We start from the raw sequence: 338 nt of genomic DNA, 5'->3' as shown, positions 1-338 counted from the left end.
CCGTCTTGGGTTTGAGCAATACTCAGTAGTTTTTCCATACCATTACCACCAATGGTTTTTTGCCACAATTCCTGACCTTTAGCATTCAATTTAATCACCCAAAAGTCTTCTTGACCTTTGCAGTCTTCTTGTTTATCGATACCTTGATTTGAAGAAGAAGTTCCTCCTAAAATAAAACCACCATCGCTGGTAATGGCAATACTTTGCAACAAATCGACTTGATTACCTCCAAAGCTTTTTTGCCAATCGAGGTTCCCTTTTTCGTCCATTTTCCAAAGCCAATAATCTAAATCGCCTTTGTTGTTATCTTCTTTATTTCCGTTTTTACCAGAAATAGA

Annotated in this window: 1 pseudogene; it reads right to left on the bottom strand. The window is 37.3% G+C overall.

Annotated elements, in window-relative coordinates:
- Positions 1 to 338 (bottom strand): annotated as a pseudogene (locus tag NHF47_RS17210) (T9SS C-terminal target domain-containing protein); the annotation flags it as partial.

The organism is Flavobacterium sp. NRK F7 (assembly GCF_024054195.1).
Classification (GTDB): domain Bacteria; phylum Bacteroidota; class Bacteroidia; order Flavobacteriales; family Flavobacteriaceae; genus Flavobacterium.
This window is presented reverse-complemented; position numbering and strand designations above follow the sequence as displayed.